Consider the following 16,642-nt stretch of genomic DNA (forward strand, 5'->3'; position numbering starts at 1 on the left):
CCGCCTGAAACCGCCGTGACGCTGCTGACGGCTCGGCTGCCGGCAACTTCCATCGGCTGGCAATCTAGAGAAGGCCGGCGATCCCGTCCCACAGGAGTTTGACCGCGACGACCGCTACGGTCGCATAGGTGAAGGGGTAGAACAGTTCCGGTCGCATCCGCCGCACCAGCCAGGCGCCGGCGATGGTCGAGAGCGGCGCCAGCGGTACCAGAACCGCCGATGCGGTCAGGTTGGTGGTGTCGAACTGTCCGAGCGCAAAATAGGGGATGAGCTTCAACGCGTTGGTGGCGGCAAAGAAGATTGCGGCGGTGCCCGACAGCACTTTCGGATCGAGCCGGATCGGCAGCGCATAGACCTGAAAGGGCGGGCCGCCGACATGGGCGACGAAGCTGGTGAAGCCGGCGACCGTCCCCCAGAGTGCGGCAGCCGCGCGGTTGGGCTCGGCCGAGTGGCGCGCACCGTGCCGCACCTGTAGATAGACCCAGCGAAGCACGAAGATAATCGCCACGGCGCCGACGATCAGCCGCACCATTTCCGCTGTCACCAGCGCCGCGGTCAGCCAGCCGAGGCCGATGCCGATCACTGCCCCCGGCATCATGTCCGCAAGCATCTTGCGGTCGTAGACCCCCCACCATGTCCACACCGAGACGACGTCCATCAGGCACAGTATGGGCAGCAGGATGGCGGCTGCCTGCACCGGCGGCATGGCCAGCGCCATCAGCGGCACGCCGACGAAACCGACCGCGCCGCCAAAGCCGCCCTTGGACAGACCAACCAGGATGACGGCTGGAACGGCAGCGGCATAGAACCATGGATCGAATAGCAAGCCTGACATCGTCGGGGAGCAGTTGGAGGGAAAGCGTGTAGACGCTGGAATAGCCGATAAACTTTCGCGCCGCGACAGCAAATGCGCACACGACGCTGTGGTCGTTCGTGCTGAGGCCTGTCACGGTTTTGAGGAGGCAGTTGCGCCGAGTGGCGGCGGGCGCCTGCGGATCGGCTGCCCCTTGATGATGGCTGTGCTCGTTTCGGCCTTGTCGGCGATACGGTCGAGAAGCTTGTCGAGGTCGCCGATCGAGCGCACGAACAGCCGGGCAACAAAGCAGTCGTCGCCCGTCACCTTGTCGCATTCGCCAAACTCCGGAATCTCCTCGATCAGCTTCTGGACAATATGCAGCTTGCCCGGCAAGGGCCGGATGCGAACGATCGCCTGCAAGGTGTAGCCGAGCGCTTGGGGATCGATTTCGACGGTGAAGGCCCTGATAACGCCACGATCCTCCAGCCGACGCAGGCGTTCCGCGACACTCGGCGATGACAGTCCTACCTGCTGGGCCAGTTCCTTCAATGAGGTTCGCGAATCCTTGATCAGGCTTTCGAGAAGGCGTCGGTCCAGATCGTCCAGCATTTTACATTCCCAAGGAAAAGGCCGTCTTCACCTTATTTAATTAGGCATAACGGGCATATCACCCGGCGCAAATTATTGAAAGCGCTGATGTGGCATGGGATTATCAACCATCAGCGTTTCGAGAGGCAATATTCATGGACAGCGCGGTGCGTGGCACGGTCGAAATGACGGCCGCAATGGTGATCCTCGGCACGATCGGATGGTTCGTCGTCATGTCGGGCGAGCCCATCATGGACGTCGTCTTCTGGCGCTGCGCCTTCGGCGCTATAACGCTGCTGATCATCTGCGCTGCCCTGGGGCTGCTGCGCGGCACGCTGTCACTGCGCATCGTGGCGATTGCGGCCCTTGGCGGCGCGGCCATCGTCATCAACTGGCTGCTGCTGTTCAGCTCGTTTTCCCGCGCCTCGATCTCGATCGCCACGGCTGTTTACAACACGCAGCCCTTCATGCTGGTCGGCTTTGGCGCGCTCTTCTTCTCAGAGCGGCTGACCCTGACAAAGCTGGCCTGGCTTGGCATCGCCTTCGCCGGCATGCTGCTGATCGTGCAAGGCTCGCCTGATGCCGGCTCCGATGCAGGCCCCAATACAGGTAATGTCGGCACGGATTATTTTATCGGCATCGCGATGGCGCTGGGTGCGGCTTTCTTCTGGGCCGTCGCCGCCATCGTCACCAAGAAGCTCAAAGGCACGTCGCCGCACCTGATCGCCCTCATCCAGGTCTGCGTCGGCGTCGTCATCCTGGCACCCTTCGCCAACCTTTCCCACCTTCCCGCCGACGTGTGGAGCTGGAGCATGCTGGCGACGCTTGGCGTCGTCCATACCGGCCTGATGTACATCCTGATGTACGGCGCCATTCAGAAACTGCCAACCTATCTGCAGGGGTCGCTGTCCTTCATCTACCCTGTGGTCGCGATCCTGGTCGATGTCGTCGCCTTCGGCCACCGCCTGCATCCGGCCCAGATGGTCGGCGGCGCCGCCATCCTGGTCGCCGCCGCCGGCATGAATCTTGGCTGGACGCTGTGGAAATCGAAGACCCCAGCCGAGAGCACCCAGGCAATCAAGTGAGGCAACAACGTCGCCGTGCGACAATCATGCGCCAACGGTCCTGGCCGCCCGCCTGTTCAAGGCCGGCACTTTGCTCTATGCCGCAATGCAACCATCTTCGCCCGGCATAGGCGAAAACCGGGGTCAAAAACCAATGAACGACGCAACGCCTCCAAATCGCTGCCGCATCGTGCTGATCGCGCCGCCCGGCATGCCGGCTGAGCACATCGGCGCGGCGTTCGAGGGCGGCGACGTCGCCTCGCTGATCCTGCCCGAAAACGACATGGACGAAGCCTCCTTCCAGGCCTTCGCCGAACAGATCGTGCCGGCGGCGCAAGCGGCAGGCATCGCTGTCATCATTGCCGGCGACACCCGCATCGCCGGCCGCGTCCAGGCCGATGGCCTTCATGTCGAGGCCGGCAAGGCCGAACTCGCCGAGACGATCGAGCGTTTCCAGGCAAAAATGATGGTCGGCACCGGCGGCGCCAAGACCCGCGACGATGCGCTGGAACTCGGCGAACTCAGACCCGACTACATCTTCTTCGGCCGCTTCGGCTACGACAACAAGCCGGAGCCGCACCCACGCAACCTGTCGCTGGGGCAATGGTGGGCGGATGTGATCCAGATCCCTTGCATCGTCATGGCCGGGTCCGACATCACTTCGGTGGAAGCGGTGGCTGCCACCGGCGCCGAATTCGTGGCGCTGTCCAGCGCCGTCTTTGCCGAGGGCATCGACCCAAAGATGGCAGTCGCCAGCGCCAACGCGCTGCTCGACGAAACCGCGCCGCGTTTCGAGGACTGACGTGCCCGCGCCGACAATCCTTTTCGGTGCTTTGCTTGCGCAGCTCACGGTGCAGGTCGCCGTGGCGGAAACCGTCCCATTGCCGCAACCGAAGCCCGACACCGCTGCAAGCACGGACAAGCCGATCGCCACGCCGCTGCCGCAGCCCGCCACCACGGCGCCGCTGCCGTCGGCCGACGCCATTAATCCCGACCGCTTCGGTGCAAAGCCGTCGGATTCTGCCTATGGCGCCTTCCAGCGCGGCCTTTACAAGACGGCCTACAACCTCGCTCTGGTTCGCGCCCAGAACGGCGATCCGGCGGCGCAGACGTTGATCGCCGAGATATTGTCGCGCGGCCTTGGCGTGCCGGTCGACGCGGCGGAGGCGGCCAAGTGGTACGCGCTTGCCGCCGAGCAGGGGATACCGGAATCGCAGTTCCAATATGCGCTGATGCTGCTCGACGGCCGCTACGTCAAGAAGGACGAGAAAGGGGCTTACGCGCTGATGCAGGCCGCCGCCGAGGCCGGCAACCGTCTGGCGCAGTTCAATTTCGCGCAGCTGCTGGTGCGGCAGGACCCCGGCGATGCCGGCATCGCAAAGGCCGTGTCCTATTATCAGCGCGCCGCCGCGACCGGCCTTGCCGACGCGCAATATGCGTTGGCGCAGGTCTATGCCAATGGCGTCGGCGGCAAGCTGCGCGATGATGCCCAGGCGCGCGGCCTGCTGGCGCAGGCAGCAAGGCAGAACTACGATACGGCGCAGATCGATCTCGCTGCCTGGATGATCGAGGGACGCGGTGGCGCCCGCGACCTGAAGTCCGGCTTCGGCTGGATGAAACAGGCCGCCGAGGGCGGCAATGTCGCCGCCCAGAACCGCCTCGCCAAGCTTTACATGGGCGGCATCGGCACCGATCCGGATCCGATCCTTGCCGGCGCCTGGTACGTCGTCGCACGGCGCGCCGGGCTGATCGATCCGGAGATGGACGATTTTCTGCAGGGCCTGACCGACGACCAGACCAAGCAGTTGCTGCAGAAGGCCAACCGCCTGCCGTAAAGCGTCGCGGACAGTGAATATCGGGCAGCGGCGGGGATGGATGCTGACGAGGGGATGGCTCCGCCGTTACTCCCCTGCTGTCCACTCTCCCTCTTGCCCAATCGCTTGCCTCTCCTGGCGATTTGTGGTCTTGGAGGCGCCAAATCGCTTTCGTCGCGAAAATCTCATTCCGGATCACATCATCATGGCCAAGATCAATGGCAACGAAATCCGTCCCGGCAACGTCATCGAGCACGATGGCGGCTTGTGGGTGGCGGTCAGAACCAACGCTGTCAAACCAGGCAAGGGCGGCGCCTATAATCAGGTCGAGTTGAAGAACCTGATCAACGGCACCAAGCTCAATGAGCGTTTCCGCTCGGCCGAGACAGTCGAGCAGATCCGACTGGAGATGAAGGATTTCTCCTTCCTCTACGAACAGGGCGAAGCGCTGGTGTTCATGGACACCGAAAGCTACGAGCAGCTTGAATTGCAAAAGGATTTCGTCGGCGATCGCGCTGCCTTCCTGCAGGACGGCATGATGGTGACGGTCCAGCTCTATGACGAAAGGCCGATCGGCATTTCGCTGCCCGACCAGGTGACGCTGACGATCACCGAGGCCGACCCGGTGGTGAAGGGCCAGACCGCCGCCTCGTCCTATAAGCCGGCGATGCTGGAAAACGGCATTCGCGTGCTGGTGCCGCCTTTCATCGGCTCGGGCGAGCGTATCATCGTCGACACCAACGAAATCACTTATGTGCGCCGCGCCGACTAAGGCATGATCCCAAAAAGTTGCAGACTTTTTTGGACAAGATCATGTCTCAAAGCAAATAGCATCATCCCAAAAAGTTGCAGACTTTTTGGATAAGATCATGCCTCAAGGCAAATAGGCGCAGCGGCAGGAAGAAGAGCAATGGCGCGTTCCGCGATCCTCAATGTCATGGTCCAGGCCGCTATGAAGGCCGGCCGCTCGCTGTCGCGGGATTTCGGCGAAGTGCAGAACCTGCAGGTCTCGATGAAGGGGCCGGGCGACTATGTCAGCCAGGCCGACCGCAAGGCAGAAGAAATCCTCTTCACCGAGCTGTCGAAGGCGCGGCCGGGCTATGCCTTCCTGATGGAGGAGCGCGGCCTGATCGAAGGCGACGACAGCCAGCACCGCTGGATCGTCGACCCGCTCGACGGCACCACCAATTTCCTGCACGGCATTCCGCTCTTCGCCATCTCGATCGCGCTGGAGCGCCAGGGCCAGATCGTCGCCGGTGTCGTCTACAATCCGGCGATGGACGAACTCTACACCGCCGAGCGCGGTGGCGGCGCATTCATGAACGACCGCCGGCTGCGGGTTGCCGGCCGCACCAAGCTGATCGACACGGTGATCGGCTGCGGCGTGCCGCATCTCGGCCGCGGCCAACATGGCAATTTCCTGATCGAGCTGCGCAACGTGATGGCCGAAGTTTCGGGCGTGCGCCGCCTCGGCTCCGCCTCGCTCGATCTCGCCTACGTCGCTGCCGGCCGCATGGACGGGTTCTGGGAAACCGGCCTGTCGGCCTGGGACGTCGCCGCCGGCATCCTGCTGATCCGCGAGGCGGGCGGCTTCATCTCCGACTTCGCCGGCGGGCAGAACATGCTGGATGGCGGCTCGATCGTCGCCGGCAACGAGACCATCCAGCGTGCGCTGTTGAAGACCGTCAGGAAGCCGGTGACGCCGCGCTAGACCATGATCCCCGAAAAACCATGAACCCGGACTTGGCGCGCTGAACCGCCGCAGTCGCAAAACCGCAACGAAAGCTTGAAATGCTGTCCGGCATCCGCCCAAATAAGGGGATGCAGGATCATTCATGACGCGCATCGGCCCGAAATCCCAGATCGAGATACCCCAGATCGAAATCCCGTTCATGGGACGCTGGCACTATTCGCGCGCCGAAATGATCGCTGACGGCATCGTCCATGCGGTGGGCATCGTGCTCGCCATTGCTGCTGGCTCGACGCTGCTGGCGCTGGCTGCCTTCCATACAGGTCCGGGCGAATATATCGCCGCCGCTTTCTACGTGGTTTCGCTGTTCGCCGTGCTGTCGGTGTCGCTGGCCTATAATCTGTGGCCGGTGTCATCGCCTGCCAAGTGGATATTGCGGCGCTTCGACCATGCCGCGATCTATCTGCTGATCGCCGCGACCTACACGCCTTTCCTCGCCCAGCTCGACGGTTCGTCGCTGGCCATCTCGATGATCGTCCTGGTCTGGGTCGCGGCAGCGATCGGCATCTCCATCAAAGTGCTTCTTCCCGGTCGCTTCGACCGGCTGGCGATCGTCTTCTATCTCGCCATCGGCTGGAGCGGCATCGTTCTGGTCGAGCCGCTCGTCCAGACATTGCCGACGACATCGATCGCGCTGATCGTCGCCGGCGGCATCGTCTATTCCTGCGGCGTCATCTTCTTCGCCTGGAAGGGCCTGCGCTTCCACAATGCGCTGTGGCACGGCTTTGTCGTCACCGGCGCCGGCCTGCATCTTGCCGCCATGGTCGACTGCCTGGTCATCAACCGACCCTAACGCAATGGTCCGCTTGGCAATATTGCCAAGCGCCATTCAATTTGGTCACAATTGCGTTTAGAGTCGCCGTCAAACGTGAATTGGCGGCGGCGGCGGCATCGGAAACGGGGCACGGATGGCTTTACTCAAATCCTTCGGCATGGGCAGGCGCTCCGACGTGCTGATGTACGATCCGCACAAATTGTCGAGCCCGCAGGTCTTTCTCCTGACCATGGTCATCTTCCTGATGATCGTCGCTTTCATCGCCGCCATCCTGACCCGTCAGATCTCGACAGCCTTTGCCACCAATCCCGGTCTCAACGGCCTGATCGTCGGCGTGCTTGCGGTCGGCATCCTGCTGGCCTTCGCGCAGGTCGGCCGGCTGTTTCGCGAAGTGCGCTGGGTCAACTCTTTTCGGGCCGGCTCCGAAACCACCGAACCGGTGCTGCTGGCGCCGATGAAGGCGATGATCGGCCGCTCGCCGACGATCGCCTTCTCGACCAGCTCAATGCGCACCATGCTCGATTCGATCGCCACCCGCCTCGACGAAAGCCGCGACACCTCGCGCTATCTTGTCGGGCTGCTGGTGTTCCTTGGTCTGCTTGGCACCTTCTGGGGCCTGCTCAACACGATCGGCTCGATCCGCGAAACCATCGATTCGCTCGATCCCGGTACCGGCGATGCCGCCGCCGTGCTCGAATCGCTGAAGGCCGGGCTTTCCGCGCCGCTGGCCGGCATGGGCACCGCCTTCTCGTCCTCGCTGTTCGGCCTGTCCGGTTCCCTGGTGCTCGGCTTCCTCGACCTGCAGGCTGGCCGCGCCCAGACACGCTTCTACACCGAGCTCGAAAACTGGCTGTCCTCGGTCACCGACCTGTCCTCCGACATCGTCGTCGCCGAACCGCCCAGGGTCGAGTCCTCCGACGAGATCCGCGTCCTGTCGGAAAGACTGCGCAGCATGCAAGAGAACGGCGGCGGCGCCAATCCGCGTGTCGCCACCGCCATGGCCAACCTTGCCGACGGCATTTCGGGCCTGGTCAAGAACATGCGCTCGGAGCAGCAGATCATGCGCGACTGGGTCGAGGCCCAGTCGGACGAGCAGAAGGCGATGCGCAACACTCTGGAGAAGATCGCCGACGCCTTGAAGAAGACTGGAGTCCATTAGCATGGCTCTCGCCAGGAGCCGGCGTGCCGATCGCCGTATCGATTACTGGCCGGGCTTCGTCGACGCGCTGTCGACGTTGCTGCTCGCGATCATGTTCCTGCTTACCGTCTTCGTGCTGGCGCAGTTCCTGCTCGGCCGCGAAATCTCCGGCAAGGACACGGTGCTCAACCGCCTCAATTCGCAGATCAACGAACTGACCCAGCTTCTGGCGCTGGAGCGTTCGACAACGCAGGACAAGGAAGATTCGCTCGCCAATTTGCAGGCGTCGCTGTCGGCGTCGGAGGCGGAAAAGAGCCGGCTCGAGCAATTGCTGGCGCAAGGCGCCGGTGCCGGCGACGCCGCCAACCAGCGGGCCACGGCGCTTTCGGGCGAACTCGACAACCAGCGCCAGATCAGCCAGCAGGCGCTGAGCCAGGTTGAAATCCTCAACCAGCAGATCTCGGCGCTGCGCAGACAGATCGGAGCGCTCGAAGAAGCGCTCAACGTGTCGGAAGCGCGCGATCGCGAGTCCAACACCAAGATCGCCGATCTCGGCCGCCGCCTGAACGTCGCGTTGGCGCAACGTGTGCAGGAACTGAACCGCTACCGGTCCGACTTCTTCGGGCGCCTGCGTGAAATCCTCGCCGATCGCGAGAACATCCGCATCGTCGGTGACCGTTTCGTCTTCCAGTCGGAAGTGCTTTTCCCGACAGGCTCCGAAGTGATCAACGATGCCGGCAAGGACGAGATGAAGAAGCTCGCCGACGCCATCATCGACCTGCAGAAGGAGATCCCGCCGGAGATCAACTGGGTGCTGCGCGTCGACGGCCACACCGACGACAAGCCGCTGTCGGGCACCGGCCGCTACCGCGACAATTGGGAATTGTCGACGGCGCGCTCGACCTCGGTGGTGAAGTTCCTGATCGAGAACGGCGTGCCGGCCAACCGCCTGGTTGCCGCCGGCTTCGGCGAATTCCAGCCGCTCGACCCCGCCGACACCGAAGACGCGCGCAACAAGAACCGCCGCATCGAGCTGAAACTGACCGAGCGCTGATCGCCCCGGCTCCAGGCGGCGGCCGCACTTAGGGCGGCGATGCAGGCTAGCAAGGCCTGAAAAGATTACCTTTTTTTGATTACACTTTGCCGAGGATCGCTCCTAGCTATGTCATGGGCCCGAGAACCGCCGGCGGTGGAAGCGTCCATTGCGACCCGACGGAACCGACGGCCCACGGCCGGAAGGTGGCCCTCCCAATCGCCGCCTCCCCTGTAAAAGGAGACGCAACATGCGCTCTTTCACTCCCAAGACCCTCAGGACTGCAACGCTCGCCGCACTTCTCGTCACCGTTCCGTTTGCCGGCGCCGGCCCGCATGAGGCAGCTTTGATCAACCAGATAGAGAGCGTGGATACCGGTATCCGAGGCGCCAGGCAGGCGAACAGGATCAAGCTGGACGAAGCGCGTGGCTTGCGCACGCAGGTCGCTCAACTTGATCGGGCCGCGCAGAGGGCCGCGCGAGATGGAACGATGCCGGCCACGCAGTATCATCAATTGCTGGCTGAGCTCGATCATATCAGTCAAAGGCTGCGGGCTGCCACCGGCAGCGCCTTCCTCATCGGCAGCGGCGGCGATGGCGGGTACTATCCGAACGGCTACGGCCCAAACTATCCAAAAGGCTGAAATGATCCATTACAGCGCCGCACTTTGATCTTGCGCATGATCTGTTGATTTTGCGCAAGATCCGTTCCGCACCGAAGCCCCAGGCAGCAATCCGCACAGGGAACTTTTCCAGAAATCGAGTCCGATTTCGGGGTTATGCGCCCAGCCAAACTGCGACCAGAGCAACTGCAGCCGGCACGGTCTGGATGTAGAGGATTTTCCTGCCGACCGTCGCCGCGCCGTAGAGGCCGGCGATGGCGACGCAGAGCAGGAAAAACACCTTGATCTGGAAACCAGCCGCGCCGAGGTAAAGCCCCCAGATCAGCCCGGCTGCGAGAAAGCCGTTGTAAAGTCCCTGGTTGGCCGCAAGCACTTTCGATGCGCTGGCGAATTCCGGCGTCAGCTTGAACGCCTTGTGGCCGCGCGGCGTGTCCCACAGCACCATCTCCAGATAGACGATGTAAAGGTGGATCAGCGCCACCAACCCGACCAGCACATTGGCGATCATGCTTCGTCTCCCCGATGCGACGCGCCGCCGCCTCGCGACATTGATCACGCACGCCACCGCTCCTGCAAGACCCATTGCGCTGTGCATCCTGGCCAGCAACCATGTGCCCATCGCCAACGGCCTTTCGGGGTTGCCAATATCAGCGCATTGGTATCTTTTCCCGCCGTTCAAATTCAGCGGAACCCCCCATGTCCTTTCAAAAACTCGACGACCTCGGCCACAAGCTCGAAGCACTGGAGCATGCGCTCGCCATTCTCAGCGCCGACGATGCGACCCACATGGCCGTCGGCGGCGGTGACAAGCGTGCTGAGGCGATGTCGGCGCTGGCCGGCATGCATCACGCCAGAGCGACAGCGCCGGAGATCGCCGACTGGATCGCAGCGGCCGAACAGGAAACGCTGAACGAAGAACAGCAGGCGGCGGTCAAGGAATTCCGGCGGCAATACACCAACCTGACCTGCCTGCCGGTCGAATTCGTCGAGCGCCAAACCACCGCCCGGATGCGCTCCGAGCAGTTGTGGCGCGACTTGCGTGCAAAGAACGACTGGGCCGGGTTCCTGCCGGCGCTCGAAGGCGTCGTTGCGCTGGTGCGCGAGGAAGCAGGCCTTCGCGCCGACGTGCTCGGCCTTGACCCGTACGACGCGCTGATGGAGCAATATGATCCCGGCAACCGCGCCGCCGACATCACGCCGGTCTTCGCCGAGTTGAAGACCTTTCTCAGGGATTTCGTGCCGGAGGCACTGGCCGTGCAGGAAAAGCGGCTGGCGAGACATCCGCTGAAGCCGCTTTCGGGCAGCTATGCGATCGAAAAGCAGCGCGAGCTTGGCCTCGCCTTGATGGCGGCGGTCGGCTTCGATCTCACCCACGGCTCGCTGTCGGTATCGCATCATCCGTTCTGCGGCGGCGTGCCGAGCGACGTGCGCATCACCACCCGCTACAAGACCTCCGATTTCCTGTCGGCGCTGATGGGCGTGCTGCACGAGACCGGCCACGCGCTTTACGAACAGAACCTGCCGCAGGCGTGGGCGCACTGGCCGCTCGGCAAGGCGCGCGGCATGGCTGTGCATGAAAGCCAGAGCCTGTTCGTCGAGAAGCAGATCGGCCGCAACCCCGAATTCTGGCGCTGGGCGCTGCCGGTGGTCGAAAAGCACCTCGGCGAGGCGTGGTCGATCGAAGACATCCTGCCGCATGTACACCGGGTCGAGCGCGGCCTGATCCGCGTCGACGCCGACGAGGTGACCTATCCGCTGCACGTCATCCTGCGCTACGAATTGGAGCAGGAGCTTGTCTCGGGGCGACTCGAGGCCGCCGACCTGCCCGAGGCCTGGGACGCCAAGATGCGCGACTATCTCGGCCTGTCGACCATCGACAACCCGGCCGACGGGCCGATGCAGGACGTGCACTGGCCGGGTGCTGCGTTCGGCTATTTCCCGTCTTATACGCTGGGCGCGATGATGGCGGCGCAGCAATGGGCGGCGCTGACCAGAGATCATCCCTCCGCCGACGAAGACCTCGCCAAGGGAAATTTCGCGGCGATCAACGACTGGCGCCGGCAAAGGATCTGGTCGCAAGGCTCGCGCTGGTCAACGCCCGAACTGCTCGAGCGCGCCACCGGCGAGAAGCTCAACGCCACGCATTTCACCGAGCATTTGCGCAAGCGCTATGGGGAGGTGCTGAAGGGCGCCTGACATATCTTCAAGCGCATCGAACGCGGCGGCAATTTCGTCACTGCCGACCAGCGCCATTTGCAAAAGACGAAGCCGTTTGGCAGCGTCGTCCTACTACTCCGCGGCGCCCCTGAAAGCGTTCGCCCCGGTTTCGAATTGCAGCTTGGCCAGCCGCGCATAGATGCCGCCCTTGGCGACGAGGCTCTGGTGGGTGCCTTCCTCGACGATGCAGCCGCCATCCATGACCAGAATCCGGTCGGCCTTCAGCACCGTCGCCAGCCGGTGGGCGATGACGATGGTGGTGCGATCCTGCATCAACCGTTCCAGCGCCGTCTGCACCAGCGTCTCGCTTTCGGCGTCGAGCGCCGAGGTCGCCTCGTCGAGCAGCAGGATCGGCGCATCGCGCAGGATGGCGCGGGCAATCGCCACGCGCTGGCGCTGGCCGCCGGACAAGGTCACGCCGCGCTCGCCGACCTGGCTGTCATAACCGTTCTCAAGTTTTAGGATGAACTCGTCGGCAAGCGCATCCCTGGCCGCCGCCTCGATCTCGGCCTGGCTGGCGTCCGGGCGGCCGAAGCCGATATTGTCGCGCGCGCTGGCCGCGAAGATGGTGACGTCCTGCGGCACGATGGCGATGCGCTCTCGGATGGCGACGGGGTCGGCCTCGCGCACATTGACGCCGTCGATCATGATCTTGCCGGTCTCGGGGTCGTAAAAGCGCAGAAGCAGCGAAAAGACGGTGCTCTTGCCGGCGCCCGACGGGCCGACGATCGCCACCGTCTCGCCGGGCACGACCTGGAAACTCAGGCCGTTGACGGCAGCGCGGTCGGGCCCGGCCGGATAGGAGAAGGACACGTCGTCGAAACTGATTGCGCCCCTGGCCGTCGCCGGCAGCGGTTTAGGATGCGCTGGGGCCTGGATTGCGGGCTTCTCGGCCAGGATCTCGGTCAGCCGTTCGGCAGCGCCCGCCGCCTGGGAAAGCTCGCCCCACACTTCCGACAGCGCACCGAGCGCGCCGGCGGCAAACACCGAATAGAGCAGGAACTGACCGAGCGTGCCGGGCGACAGCGTGCCGTCGAGCACGTCGCGCGAGCCGAACCACAGCACCGCCACCACCGAGGAAAAGATCATGAAGATGGCGAAGAAGGTGAGGAAGGAGCGGGCAAAGATCGAGGACCGCGCCGCCTCGAAAGCCGCTTCCACGGCAGCTGAAAAATGCCCGGTGACCAGCTTCTCGTTGGTGAAGGCCTGCAGCGTGCGCACCGCGCCGATCTGCTCGCTGGCATAGGCCGTGGCGTCGGCCAGCGTGTCCTGCGCGAGCCGCGATTTGCGCCGCACCGAGCGGCCGAAGGCGACCAGCGGCAGCACGATCACCGGAATGGCGGCGATGACGAGGCCCGACAGTTTCGGGCTGGTGAAGACCATCATCGCAACGGCGCCAAGCCCAAGAATGACATTGCGCAGCGCCACCGACGCGGTGGCACCGACCGCCGACTTGACCTGCGTCGTGTCGGCGGCGAGCCGCGAGACGATCTCGCCCGACTGTGCGGTGTCGAAAAAGGATGGCGACAGCGTCGTGACATGGCGGAACACGTCGCTGCGGATGTCGGCGACGACGCGCTCGCCCAGCGTGATGACGAAATAATAGCGGCAGGCCGACGCCGCGGCGAGCAAGGCAGCCATCACCACGAGCATCGCGAAATACTCGGCGATGAAAATGGAATCGGAAGCGGAAAAGCCGTGGTCGATCATCCGCCGCACGGCCAGCGGCAGCGCCAGCGTCGTCGCCGCAGCAACGGTCAGCGAGACGACCGCGCCAATGACCATTTTCCGGTAGCGGGTGATGTAGGGGAACAGGCGCCGCAGCGGCTTGAGCGAGCGCCTACGCTCGTCTGCATCGCCGCTTGTATGCGCCATGACCGTTTCCTCTGGCCGCCTTCTGGGCATGCGCCTCAATATGCCTTACCGCGGCCTTGTGATTCAATTCCGGCTGATGTATAGGCTCGCCGACCGTTTTTAAAAGCCGTGGCTCCTCAATAGCTGCGGCTTCGAGTTTTAAAAAGGGGCGCATCGACGCAGGCTTTATGCCCGTCAGCGGCGCCGGCGAACCAGGAATAGCACAATGAAGACCGATATTCATCCCGACTACCACACCATCAAGGTCGTCATGACCGACGGCACCGAATACATGACCCGTTCGACCTGGGGCAAGGAAGGCGATACGATGAACCTCGACATCGACCCGACCACCCATCCGGCCTGGACCGGCGGCCAGCAGACCCTGCTCGACCGCGGCGGCCGCCTGTCGAAGTTCAAGAAGCGTTTCGAAGGTTTCGGCCTCTAAGCCGCAAGCCTTTTCGGATCGAAAGAAACCCGCCCTCGTGGCGGGTTTTTTGTTGAATGCGGCTCTCTATTCGCCAACCAGTTCGCGCAGCGCCATCCGCTTGTAGGCGGCGACCAGGTCGTCGCCTTCTTGGCGCCCGACCGAGATCGCCAGCCGCATGGTGGCCTCGCCCATCTGCCAGGTGAGAAACGCCGTCGTTTCCAGCGCCGCCGGATCGGCGGTAGGCCGCAGCCGCCTCAGCACCGCGGTGAGGAATTCGGCGTTGGCCCGGCTGTCGGCGAGTTCGAGTTCGCGCAGCGCCTTGTCGGCCTGCGTGCCCGACCAGATGTCGCGCATCACCGGTTCGGCCAGGAATAGCCCGTAATAGATATCCACCAGCTCGGAAAAAGCCCGCCGCAGCCCTTCGGCGTCGCTAACCGGTGCAAGCGCTGCCGCGATGCAGGCCTGGCTTTCGGCGGTGTAGCGCTCGGCCAGCGCCCAGATGATCGCTCGCTTGTCCGGGAAGAACTGGTAGAGCGAGCCGATCGACACGCCGGCCCGTTCCGCCACCTCGCCCATGCGCAAGGCATCGCTGCCTTGCTCGGCGATCAGCGCAGAGGCGGCGGCCAGCATCCGCTCGACCCGCTCCCGGCTGCGCTGCTGGCTGGGCGCCCGGCGCGGCGATGCGATCTGGCCATCCTGTGAACCCGATACGGTCGAGCCTTCCATCACTGTCTCCTGGCGAACGATCAACAAATTGGCTTGACTCACAAAATACGAGGGTTTATCACGTTTTGCAAATGTGAGGATTACTCATATTTGTGAGCAAAGGAAAATCGCCATGATCGACACAGCAGCAAAACCGATTTTGATCCTCGGCGGCACCGGCAAAACCGGCCGTCGTCTCGCGGACAGGCTGACGGCGCAGGGCCTGCCGGTACGGATCGGCTCGCGCTCGGGCACCCCGCCCTTCGACTGGGAAGACGATACGACCTGGGAACCCGCGCTCGATGGTGTCGGTGCCGTCTACATCAGCTACTATCCCGATCTTGCTCTGCCCGGTGCGGCCGAAGCGGTCGGCGTCTTCGCCAACCTTGCCGTGGCAAGCGGTGTGCGCCGGCTGGTGCTGCTGTCGGGGCGCGGCGAAATCGAAGCGCAACGTGCCGAAGAGATGCTGAAAGCCTCAGGCGCCGACTGGACTATCCTGCGCTGCGCCTGGTTTTCCCAGAACTTCAGCGAGAGTTTTATGCTCGATCCGCTGCTCGCCGGAGAGGTGGCTTTGCCGGTCGGCACTGTCGGAGAACCGTTCGTCGATGCCGACGACATTGCCGACGCCGCCGTGACGGTGCTTACCCGGCAAGGCCATGTCGGCCAGCTTTACGAGCTGACCGGGCCGCGGCTGCTGAGCTTCGCCGACGCGGTCGCCGAGATCGGCCAGGCGGCCGGCCGCGACATTCGATTCAAACGGATTTCGCATGCCGAGTTCACTGCCGCGGTAGCCGGGTACGAGTTGCCGGCCGAGTTCGCTTGGCTGCTCAACGAGCTGTTCACCGAGGTGCTCGACGGCCGCAACGAGGCGCTGACCGACGGCGTCGAGCGCGTGCTCGGCCGCGCCCCAAAGGACTTTTCCGCCTATGCAACCGAAACCGCTGGTACGGGCATATGGAGTGACTGACATGATCATGAAACTGCTTCCCAGCCTCACCTTCATCGCCGCGCTCGGCTCGGGCGTCGTCGCTGGTGTCTTCTTCGCCTTCTCCAGCTTCGTCATGCCGGGCCTCGCCCGCATGCCTGCCGTGGGCGGTATCGCCGCCATGAATTCGATCAACGTCACTGCGGTGACGCCGCTGTTCATGACCGCGCTTTTCGGCACCGGGCTGATCTGCCTCGTCCTCGTCGTCGGCGCTGTCATCGGCTGGGGCCAACCGGGCTCGTTGTGGCTTCTCGCCGGCGCCCTGATCTATGTCGTCGGCAACCTGATCGTGACGATGATTTTCAACGTGCCGCTCAACAACGCGCTGGCCGCCGTCGATCCGGCAAGCGCCAACGGCGCCGCCGTTTGGGCCACCTATCTCAGGGACTGGGTGATGTGGAACCACGTCCGTACCATCACCGCCATCGTCGCGCTGGCCTGCTTCATCGTGGCGTGGCGGTGAACGAGGGCAGAAATCTAAAAGACCTTGCGTCAGGCAGGGTCTTTTGACGGGGTATCTTTTGACTTGTCGCTCTTGCGGTCGGCATGGCCGAGATCGCGGTCCGGATCGATCACGTCGCGAACCAGTTGCTTGAGCCTTGCGGCATCGGGAAAGCCGCCGTCGCGCTTGCGGTCCCAGACCAGTGTCTCGTTGCAGGAAATGGTGAAGATGCCGCCGGTGCCGGGCACCAGCGTGACCTCGCCCAGATCCGTTGCGAAGGTCGACAGCAGCTCCTGCGCCATCCAGCCGGCCCGCAGCAGCCAGTGGCACTGCGCGCAATAGGTGATGCGGACCTGGGGCAACGGCTTTTCGGTCATGTCAGATTGAGTTCCGCTCATATCTCAGATTAAGCTCCGCTCAAATCTCGGA

The 16,642-nt window shown here is 63.6% G+C and carries 19 protein-coding genes; 13 read left to right on the forward strand and 6 right to left on the reverse strand.

Translation table 11 applies throughout. The features are described 5' to 3' along the window. Nucleotides 1–64 precede the first annotated feature (64 nt). Both AC0L2M_RS20555 and AC0L2M_RS20560 read right to left on the reverse strand, forming a co-directional pair. Nucleotides 65–835 carry a sulfite exporter TauE/SafE family protein gene (locus tag AC0L2M_RS20555; RefSeq protein ID WP_128245949.1) on the reverse strand — a complete coding sequence of 257 codons (771 nt, stop codon included), beginning with the start codon at nt 833–835 and terminating at the stop codon, nt 65–67. Between the two features lie 111 nt (nt 836–946). Beyond that, nucleotides 947–1,405: an Lrp/AsnC family transcriptional regulator gene (locus AC0L2M_RS20560; protein WP_128245948.1), complete on the reverse strand. Its 459-nt coding sequence runs from the start codon at nt 1,403–1,405 to the stop codon at nt 947–949. A 134-nt stretch (nt 1,406–1,539) separates the two neighbouring features. On the opposite strand from AC0L2M_RS20560, the gene AC0L2M_RS20565 reads away from it, so the two are divergent. The 9 genes from AC0L2M_RS20565 to AC0L2M_RS20605 all read left to right on the forward strand — a co-directional run bounded on the left by AC0L2M_RS20565 (nt 1,540) and on the right by AC0L2M_RS20605 (nt 9,601). After that, nucleotides 1,540–2,469: a DMT family transporter gene (locus AC0L2M_RS20565; RefSeq protein ID WP_473532370.1), complete on the forward strand. Its 930-nt coding sequence runs from the start codon at nt 1,540–1,542 to the stop codon at nt 2,467–2,469. Between the two features lie 133 nt (nt 2,470–2,602). Further along, complete coding sequence (locus AC0L2M_RS20570) at nt 2,603–3,250, forward strand: thiamine phosphate synthase (protein WP_091593557.1); 648 nt, start codon at nt 2,603–2,605, stop codon at nt 3,248–3,250. A gap of 1 nt (nt 3,251) precedes the next feature. After that, the gene (locus AC0L2M_RS20575) at nt 3,252–4,283 is read left to right on the forward strand and encodes a tetratricopeptide repeat protein (RefSeq protein ID WP_023800000.1); all 1,032 of its coding nucleotides are present in this window, start codon (nt 3,252–3,254) and stop codon (nt 4,281–4,283) included. A gap of 184 nt (nt 4,284–4,467) precedes the next feature. Further along, entirely contained in the window at nt 4,468–5,034 is a 567-nt protein-coding gene (gene efp / locus AC0L2M_RS20580; RefSeq protein WP_023800001.1) for an elongation factor P, read from the forward strand. 138 nt (nt 5,035–5,172) lie between these two features. After that, nucleotides 5,173–5,973, forward strand: a complete 801-nt coding sequence (locus AC0L2M_RS20585; protein WP_023800002.1) for an inositol monophosphatase family protein — start codon at nt 5,173–5,175, stop codon at nt 5,971–5,973. Between the two features lie 124 nt (nt 5,974–6,097). Continuing rightward, nucleotides 6,098–6,805 carry a PAQR family membrane homeostasis protein TrhA gene (gene trhA / locus AC0L2M_RS20590; protein WP_128245946.1) on the forward strand — a complete coding sequence of 236 codons (708 nt, stop codon included), beginning with the start codon at nt 6,098–6,100 and terminating at the stop codon, nt 6,803–6,805. Between the two features lie 115 nt (nt 6,806–6,920). Continuing rightward, nucleotides 6,921–7,946 carry a MotA/TolQ/ExbB proton channel family protein gene (locus tag AC0L2M_RS20595; protein ID WP_023800004.1) on the forward strand — a complete coding sequence of 342 codons (1,026 nt, stop codon included), beginning with the start codon at nt 6,921–6,923 and terminating at the stop codon, nt 7,944–7,946. Between the two features lies 1 nt (nt 7,947). After that, nucleotides 7,948–8,979, forward strand: a complete 1,032-nt coding sequence (locus AC0L2M_RS20600) for a peptidoglycan -binding protein (RefSeq protein ID WP_023800005.1) — start codon at nt 7,948–7,950, stop codon at nt 8,977–8,979. 229 nt (nt 8,980–9,208) lie between these two features. Then, nucleotides 9,209–9,601, forward strand: a complete 393-nt coding sequence (locus AC0L2M_RS20605) for a hypothetical protein (protein ID WP_128245945.1) — start codon at nt 9,209–9,211, stop codon at nt 9,599–9,601. A 133-nt stretch (nt 9,602–9,734) separates the two neighbouring features. On the opposite strand, the gene AC0L2M_RS20610 is transcribed toward AC0L2M_RS20605, so the two are convergent. Beyond that, complete coding sequence (locus AC0L2M_RS20610) at nt 9,735–10,088, reverse strand: DUF1304 domain-containing protein (protein ID WP_023800007.1); 354 nt, start codon at nt 10,086–10,088, stop codon at nt 9,735–9,737. A gap of 188 nt (nt 10,089–10,276) precedes the next feature. Here AC0L2M_RS20610 and AC0L2M_RS20615 point away from each other — a divergent pair, with 188 nt between their 5' ends. Continuing rightward, nucleotides 10,277–11,776 carry a carboxypeptidase M32 gene (locus tag AC0L2M_RS20615; RefSeq protein WP_473535737.1) on the forward strand — a complete coding sequence of 500 codons (1,500 nt, stop codon included), beginning with the start codon at nt 10,277–10,279 and terminating at the stop codon, nt 11,774–11,776. A gap of 93 nt (nt 11,777–11,869) precedes the next feature. On the opposite strand, the gene AC0L2M_RS20620 is transcribed toward AC0L2M_RS20615, so the two are convergent. After that, nucleotides 11,870–13,672, reverse strand: coding sequence for an ABC transporter transmembrane domain-containing protein (locus tag AC0L2M_RS20620; RefSeq protein ID WP_128170697.1), 1,803 nt, complete (start codon nt 13,670–13,672; stop codon nt 11,870–11,872). Between the two features lie 205 nt (nt 13,673–13,877). Between AC0L2M_RS20620 and rpmE the strand changes: the two genes are divergently transcribed. Beyond that, the gene (gene rpmE / locus AC0L2M_RS20625) at nt 13,878–14,099 is read left to right on the forward strand and encodes a 50S ribosomal protein L31 (protein WP_006327661.1); all 222 of its coding nucleotides are present in this window, start codon (nt 13,878–13,880) and stop codon (nt 14,097–14,099) included. A gap of 66 nt (nt 14,100–14,165) precedes the next feature. On the opposite strand, the gene AC0L2M_RS20630 is transcribed toward rpmE, so the two are convergent. Continuing rightward, nucleotides 14,166–14,807, reverse strand: coding sequence for a TetR/AcrR family transcriptional regulator (locus tag AC0L2M_RS20630; RefSeq protein ID WP_473535738.1), 642 nt, complete (start codon nt 14,805–14,807; stop codon nt 14,166–14,168). A 112-nt stretch (nt 14,808–14,919) separates the two neighbouring features. Here AC0L2M_RS20630 and AC0L2M_RS20635 point away from each other — a divergent pair, with 112 nt between their 5' ends. Then, the gene (locus AC0L2M_RS20635; protein ID WP_128245941.1) at nt 14,920–15,753 is read left to right on the forward strand and encodes a Rossmann-fold NAD(P)-binding domain-containing protein; all 834 of its coding nucleotides are present in this window, start codon (nt 14,920–14,922) and stop codon (nt 15,751–15,753) included. 1 nt (nt 15,754) lies between these two features. After that, nucleotides 15,755–16,234: an anthrone oxygenase family protein gene (locus AC0L2M_RS20640; protein ID WP_128181530.1), complete on the forward strand. Its 480-nt coding sequence runs from the start codon at nt 15,755–15,757 to the stop codon at nt 16,232–16,234. A gap of 29 nt (nt 16,235–16,263) precedes the next feature. Here the strand turns inward: AC0L2M_RS20640 and AC0L2M_RS20645 are convergent, their stop codons facing one another. Beyond that, nucleotides 16,264–16,590, reverse strand: a complete 327-nt coding sequence (locus AC0L2M_RS20645) for an Rdx family protein (protein WP_023800013.1) — start codon at nt 16,588–16,590, stop codon at nt 16,264–16,266. Nucleotides 16,591–16,642 lie beyond the last annotated feature (52 nt).

Source organism: Mesorhizobium sp. WSM4806 (assembly GCF_055811635.1).

Bases quoted from the DNA above. Each gene is read 5' to 3' on its own strand.
- AC0L2M_RS20555 (WP_128245949.1), bottom strand. From the start codon at position 835: ATGTCAGGCTTGCTATTCGATCCATGGTTCTATGCCGCTGCCGTTCCA.
- AC0L2M_RS20560 (WP_128245948.1), bottom strand. From the start codon at position 1,405: ATGCTGGACGATCTGGACCGACGCCTTCTCGAAAGCCTGATCAAGGAT.
- AC0L2M_RS20565 (WP_473532370.1), top strand. From the start codon at position 1,540: ATGGACAGCGCGGTGCGTGGCACGGTCGAAATGACGGCCGCAATGGTG.
- AC0L2M_RS20570 (WP_091593557.1), top strand. From the start codon at position 2,603: ATGAACGACGCAACGCCTCCAAATCGCTGCCGCATCGTGCTGATCGCG.
- efp (WP_023800001.1), top strand. From the start codon at position 4,468: ATGGCCAAGATCAATGGCAACGAAATCCGTCCCGGCAACGTCATCGAG.
- AC0L2M_RS20585 (WP_023800002.1), top strand. From the start codon at position 5,173: ATGGCGCGTTCCGCGATCCTCAATGTCATGGTCCAGGCCGCTATGAAG.
- trhA (WP_128245946.1), top strand. From the start codon at position 6,098: ATGACGCGCATCGGCCCGAAATCCCAGATCGAGATACCCCAGATCGAA.
- AC0L2M_RS20595 (WP_023800004.1), top strand. From the start codon at position 6,921: ATGGCTTTACTCAAATCCTTCGGCATGGGCAGGCGCTCCGACGTGCTG.
- AC0L2M_RS20600 (WP_023800005.1), top strand. From the start codon at position 7,948: ATGGCTCTCGCCAGGAGCCGGCGTGCCGATCGCCGTATCGATTACTGG.
- AC0L2M_RS20605 (WP_128245945.1), top strand. From the start codon at position 9,209: ATGCGCTCTTTCACTCCCAAGACCCTCAGGACTGCAACGCTCGCCGCA.
- AC0L2M_RS20610 (WP_023800007.1), bottom strand. From the start codon at position 10,088: ATGATCGCCAATGTGCTGGTCGGGTTGGTGGCGCTGATCCACCTTTAC.
- AC0L2M_RS20615 (WP_473535737.1), top strand. From the start codon at position 10,277: ATGTCCTTTCAAAAACTCGACGACCTCGGCCACAAGCTCGAAGCACTG.
- AC0L2M_RS20620 (WP_128170697.1), bottom strand. From the start codon at position 13,672: ATGGCGCATACAAGCGGCGATGCAGACGAGCGTAGGCGCTCGCTCAAG.
- rpmE (WP_006327661.1), top strand. From the start codon at position 13,878: ATGAAGACCGATATTCATCCCGACTACCACACCATCAAGGTCGTCATG.
- AC0L2M_RS20630 (WP_473535738.1), bottom strand. From the start codon at position 14,807: ATGGAAGGCTCGACCGTATCGGGTTCACAGGATGGCCAGATCGCATCG.
- AC0L2M_RS20635 (WP_128245941.1), top strand. From the start codon at position 14,920: ATGATCGACACAGCAGCAAAACCGATTTTGATCCTCGGCGGCACCGGC.
- AC0L2M_RS20640 (WP_128181530.1), top strand. From the start codon at position 15,755: ATGATCATGAAACTGCTTCCCAGCCTCACCTTCATCGCCGCGCTCGGC.
- AC0L2M_RS20645 (WP_023800013.1), bottom strand. From the start codon at position 16,590: ATGACCGAAAAGCCGTTGCCCCAGGTCCGCATCACCTATTGCGCGCAG.